This is a genomic window from Caulobacter sp. HMWF025, from assembly GCF_003060965.1.
Taxonomy (GTDB): Bacteria; Pseudomonadota; Alphaproteobacteria; order Caulobacterales; family Caulobacteraceae; genus Caulobacter.
Map to the genome: position 1 here is coordinate 1 of NZ_QAII01000129.1, position 5,137 is coordinate 5,137.

The following is a 5,137-nucleotide window of genomic DNA, read 5'->3' on the forward strand; positions in this document are numbered from 1 at the left end:
CCCACAAACCCTTCACCCACCGCCTCAGACCCCGATCCCCACCGCATCCCCCGGCCTGGCCACCGCCAGCAGCGCTTCCAGGTCCGCCCGCGCCAGGGCCACGCAGCCTTCGGTGCCGGAATAGTCCTCGCGGGCCAGATGCAGGAAGATCGCCGAGCCCAGGCCGGGAACCGGCGGGTCGTCATTGTGGGCCAGGATTCCAACCAGGTCATAGACATGATCGTCGCGCCACAGCCGCTCGGCGCTGGCCGGGTAGGGCAGCTTGACCGGGCGGTTATAGGCCGCATCGCCGGGGGCGTCGCACCAGCCGTCGTCGGGGGCGATGGGGCGGACGGGCAGGGCGGTGGTCGGGCCGTCCGGATAGATGTCGGGCCGGTAAAGGATCTCGCGGATCATCCAGACGCCGATGGGGCTTTTGTTATCGCCCTCGCGCTTGTCGGCGGCGGCGATGACGCCGGCCTTGCCGAGGGCGCAGCGCACAAGCCGGTCGTCCAGATCGATATGGCCGTCCGCCGTGGCCCTGAAGATCATTGTCGGCTTCTCCGCGCCCAAGGGTTGTCGCAGCCCCCCGCAGCGGTGCATGTTCGCATCCATGGCGCAACGCAAGACCCTCCTGCTGATCGATGATGATGACGACCTGCGCGGCGCGCTGGCCGAGCAGCTGGCGCTCCATGAGGAGTTCGCTGTCGTCGAGGCCTGTACGGCCGGCGAGGGCGTGCGGATGGCGCGCGAGATCAAGCCTGACCTCGTGCTGCTCGATGTCGACCTTCCCGACATGGACGGCCGCGAGGCCTGCCGGCTGATGCGCAAGAACGGGGTGATGGCTCCGGTCATCATGCTGACGGCGGCGGCCAGCGATTCAGACACGATCCTGGGCTTGGAGTCCGGGGCCAATGACTATGTCACCAAGCCCTTCCGCTTCGGGGTGCTGCTGGCCCGCATCCGCGCCCAGCTGCGCAGCTACGAGGCCTCGGAAGACGCCCTGTTCCGTATCGGTCCCTACGAGTTCCGGCCCTCGGCCAAGCTGCTGGTCGACGAGAAACAGAAGAAGGTGCGGTTGACCGAGAAGGAAACCAACATCCTGAAATACCTCTATCGCGCCGGCTCCAAGCCGGTGTCGCGCGAGGAGCTGCTGACCGAGGTCTGGGGCTACAATGCCGGGGTCACCACCCACACCCTGGAAACCCACGTCTATCGCCTGCGCCAGAAGATCGAGCCCGACCCCACCGTGGCCAAGATCCTGATCACCGAGATGGGCGGCTATCGGCTGCAGCCTTAGGCCGAAAAAGAAAAACCCCGGCCGCATCGCTGCGCCGGGGTTTCTCGCATTCCTCAGATCAAACGAACGCCTCAGGCGTTGCCGATCACCTGGCCTTCGGCCTGGGCCTTGCGGGCCGCATAGACGCCGGCGAAGTCGATCGGGTCGATCAGGAAGGGCGGGAAGCCGCCTTCGCTGGTGACGTCAGCGATCAGACGACGGGCGAACGGGAACAGGAAGCGCGGGCACTCGATCAGCAGCACCGGCTCCAGATCGGCTTCCGGCACACCGGCGATGTGGAACAGGCCACCATAGACCACTTCCACGTGGAAGACCGGCTGGTCTTCGCGGGTGGCGCGGGCCGAGAGCTTCAGGTCCACCTCGAACAGGCCGTCGGTGCGGCCCCGGGCGTTCATTTCAACGCCCATGTCGATGGCAGGCTGGGCCGCGCCGGCGCGCAGGCTGTCGGGGGCGTGCGGGCTCTCGAACGAGAAGTCGCGCACGAACTGGGCGATGATGCGGATACCCGATTGCGCAGCCGCGTTGTCGTCGGCAAGCCCTTCGGGGGCGGCGGTCGTGTCGGTCATTAGGACTAAATCCGTACTCGGCGTCTAAAAAGACCGCCAGGAGAGAGCGGCGCTGCTAACACGGGGGCGATCCATGCGCAACGCTGGGGCGCCTGACGAACGCCCCGACCTGCCCTATATAGGCAGGGAGCCAGCCTGCCAAAGCAACCGCGGATAGCCACGTGTTCATTCAGATTCTCGTTCTCGCGGTCATCGCCGCCGTCGTGCTCTACCAGCTTTACGCCACGCTGGGCCGTCGGGTGGGACGTCAGCCCGAGGATGTTCCGGCGGTCGCCAAGCCGGCTTCAGCCCTTGCCGGTTCGACCGAGCCGCTCACGGGCGGACGTCTCGAGGGCGTTGCCGCCCTGCGGGCCCGCCAGCCCGACTTTGATCCCGGCCATTTCATGGGTGGGGCGCGCGCGGCCTATGAAATGATCGTCAAGGCCTTCGCCTCCGGCGATCGCGACACGCTCAAGCCGCTGCTGTCGGCCGATGTCATGGCCAATTTCGAAGCCGCCATGGTCGCCCGGGAGGCGGAAGGCCGCAGCGAAAAGGTCGAGCTGATGAGCCCGCCGCGCGTGGACATGGAGTCGGTCACGGTCGAGGGCGACACGGCCCGCGCGGTGGTCCGCATCCTGGCCGAGGTCCGGGCCCGCACCACCAGCGCCGAGGGCGAGGCGGTCGATGACCGTCGGACCGCCGAGCTGTGGACGTTCGAGCGCGACCTGAAGTCCTCCAACCCCAACTGGACCCTGGTCCACGTCGCTGCCGCCGAAGCCTGATGCGCCTCGGTCCTGTCGCTGTCGTCGCAGCGCTGATCCTGTCAGCCTGCGCCACCCCCATGCCGTCGTCACCGGTCGCGAGCCTGCCGACTCCGGCACGGCCCGTTCCGGCCGCACCGGCCCCCGGGTCCGCTACGCCGGCGACAACGACGACGGTCTTGCTGGACTTCTCCACCCTGGCCGGTTGGCCGGACGAGGATCACTTGGCGGCGCTGGAGGCCTTTCGGGCCGGCTGCGGTGTGTCGCGCGATCCCGACCTGACGCGGGTCTGCCAGCTGGCCCGCACCGGGACGGTTCGCGACGAGCCCGCCGCCCGCCTGTTTCTCGAAGCCAATTTCCGGCCCCAGGCCGTGGGCGACCAGGGCCTGCTGACCGCCTATTTCGCCCCGCAGTATGATGCCCGCATGTCGCGCTCGGCCGAGTTCAGTGCCCCGGTGCGCGGCCTGCCCGCCGATCTGGTGGTGCTGGATCTCGGGGCCTTCGAGGCCAGCTTCGCCGGCAAGAAGGTCACCGGCCGGGTTTCAGGCGGCAAGTTCGAGCCCTATCCCGACCGTACGGCCATCGAGACCGCGCCGCTCGACCGGCCGCTGGCCTGGATGCGGCCCGAAGAGCTGTTTTTCCTGCAGATCCAGGGTTCGGGCATCCTCGTCCTGCCCGACGGCCGCCGGGTGCGGGCCGCGTTCGCCGGCTCGAACGGCAAGCCTTTCGTCGGCATCGCCAACGCCATGCGCGACCGGGGCCTGCTCAGCGACAACAACACCTCCGGCGATGCGATCCGCAGCTGGCTGGCCGACAATCGTGGGCCTGCGGCCGACGAGGTCATGCGCCTGAACCCGCGCTATGTGTTCTTCAAGCTGGCCGAGGACGACGGCAAGGAAGCCGTGGGGGCGGCGGGCATACCGCTGCCGGCCGGCCGGGCCATCGCCGTGGATCCCAGCCGCCATGCCATGGGCGACCTCTACTGGCTCGATGCCAGCGCCCCGAAACTGGCCGGGGCCTTTCCGGCCTATCGGCGTCTGGCCGTAGCGCTCGACGTCGGCGGGGCGATCAAGGGTCAGGTGCGGGCCGATCTCTATACGGGCTCGGGGGCGGGCGCGGGTGCCGAGGCCGGGCGTGTGCGCCATGACCTGCGTCTCTACCGCCTCGTGCCGATCCCCAAGTCCTGAGCCATGAGCCGGCGCACGCCCGATCCGGATGAGCTGCGCCTCTGGCGGTTCGTGACCTCGACCGTGCGCGAACGCGCTGAAGCCCGGGCCGAGAAGCTGCGGGTCAAGGACAAGCCCAAGCCGGTCCGGACGACCAAGGTCAAGGCCGCTCAGCCGACCCACCTGGCCTCGATCGCGCCGCTGCGCATTGATCCGTCGGAAATCATTGCGCCCCGGCCGCCGGTACCCAAATCGGCCCCCGGCCATATCGAACCCAACCGTCGCCGCCGACTGGTCAAGGAGCACGACCCGATCGGGGCGCGGCTCGACCTGCACGGCTTCGACCAGGACCAGGCCCGCCCGGCGCTGGAGGCCTTCATCCGTCGTGCCTATGACGACCGCCACCGGGCCGTGCTGGTCATCACCGGCAAGGGCAAGGTGGGTCACGGCGTCCTGAAGAAACGCACCCCCGAATGGCTGGCCGCCCCGATCCTGCGCGACATGATCGCCGGCGTGTCCCAGGCCGACCAGCGGCACGGCGGCGAGGGGGCGCTGTACGTGGCGCTGAAGCGGCGGGCTTAGGGGGCTGGAACCCAGTTAAGGCCGTCGTTCCCGCTCAGAAATGAGGGGGTAGGCTAGACGGGTCTGCAGGCGGGGCTGGAAGAGGACGTTGGGAAGGGCGGGTCGGGGTGGATTGCGGAGCTCTATTTCGCCCTTAAGCCCGGTGTCGTTGTACGATTGAACTCGTCCCAACGAAGAAGATAGCGTCGAGCTTCACCGCCCAGGTGCGGGTTCACCGTTGAAAAATCAAAACCTCCATGGTGCGTCCCTCGCCAGATTTCCTCCAACAGGTCAGTCGCGACGGCATTTGAAACATGCCCATCGGCGGACCGGAGAAGACGCTCGATCTCTGCAAAGAGGCGCTTCAAATCCTTGTCAGCGATTGGATTTCTCTTCGAGGCTATCGCCCGCCCGATCTCCCGAAATGCTGCATTGGCCCAGAGGCTAGGCTCAACGCTGTCTGCATCCCACTCGGTCATCCGAGCCTGGGTTTGCGGCGACAACCTCGCAAGTTGGCCTGCGGCCGCGAGGCCCCGCGCTGCACTTTCCACATCCATGCCGGCCATCAAGAATTATTCTCTGAAGGTCCGCAACGGGTCGGGAGCGGAAATGAGGTCTGCGCCTGAACCCGGACCTTCAGCGATCACCCTCCAAGCGGCCCAAACGACTATCTGACAAGGGTGGAACGGTGACGGTCGCTGCATCACACAATAACAACCGTCATTCCCGCCCTTGTGGCGGGAACCCCTCGTTCAGCTGATGCGTGAGATACAGGCGGACTGCTTGGCAGTCCGCCTGTATCTCACGCATCAGCTGAACGAGGGG

Annotated in this window: 7 protein-coding genes; 4 read left to right on the forward strand and 3 right to left on the reverse strand. The window is 67.3% G+C overall.

Features of this window, described 5'->3' with window-relative positions; genetic code table 11:
• Window positions 1-24: 24 nt before the first annotated feature.
• The gene (locus DBR10_RS13600) at window positions 25-531 is read right to left on the reverse strand and encodes a L,D-transpeptidase family protein (protein ID WP_108556426.1); all 507 of its coding nucleotides are present in this window, start codon (window positions 529-531) and stop codon (window positions 25-27) included.
• Between the two features lie 61 nt (window positions 532-592).
• On the opposite strand from DBR10_RS13600, the gene DBR10_RS13605 reads away from it, so the two are divergent.
• The gene (locus DBR10_RS13605) at window positions 593-1,279 is read left to right on the forward strand and encodes a response regulator transcription factor (protein WP_199223609.1); all 687 of its coding nucleotides are present in this window, start codon (window positions 593-595) and stop codon (window positions 1,277-1,279) included.
• A 71-nt stretch (window positions 1,280-1,350) separates the two neighbouring features.
• Here DBR10_RS13605 and secB read toward each other — a convergent pair whose 3' ends face one another.
• The gene (gene secB, locus DBR10_RS13610; protein WP_108505926.1) at window positions 1,351-1,845 is read right to left on the reverse strand and encodes a protein-export chaperone SecB; all 495 of its coding nucleotides are present in this window, start codon (window positions 1,843-1,845) and stop codon (window positions 1,351-1,353) included.
• A gap of 161 nt (window positions 1,846-2,006) precedes the next feature.
• Between secB and timA the strand changes: the two genes are divergently transcribed.
• Genes timA through DBR10_RS13625 form a run of 3 tightly spaced genes read left to right on the forward strand, consistent with a single transcriptional unit; the run spans window position 2,007 to window position 4,333 of the window.
• Complete coding sequence (timA, locus tag DBR10_RS13615; protein WP_108505927.1) at window positions 2,007-2,606, forward strand: TIM44-related membrane protein TimA; 600 nt, start codon at window positions 2,007-2,009, stop codon at window positions 2,604-2,606.
• A complete protein-coding gene (gene mltA / locus DBR10_RS13620) occupies window positions 2,606-3,772 on the forward strand; it encodes a murein transglycosylase A (protein ID WP_108556427.1) in 1,167 nt (388 codons plus the stop codon). The genes timA and mltA overlap by 1 nt, the downstream gene beginning before the upstream one ends.
• Window positions 3,773-3,775: 3 nt before the next feature.
• On the forward strand, window positions 3,776-4,333 hold the full coding sequence (locus tag DBR10_RS13625; protein WP_108556428.1) for a Smr/MutS family protein: 558 nt from the start codon (window positions 3,776-3,778) through the stop codon (window positions 4,331-4,333).
• A 122-nt stretch (window positions 4,334-4,455) separates the two neighbouring features.
• Here the strand turns inward: DBR10_RS13625 and DBR10_RS18920 are convergent, their stop codons facing one another.
• Window positions 4,456-4,878, reverse strand: a complete 423-nt coding sequence (locus DBR10_RS18920; protein WP_146187850.1) for a hypothetical protein — start codon at window positions 4,876-4,878, stop codon at window positions 4,456-4,458.
• Window positions 4,879-5,137 lie beyond the last annotated feature (259 nt).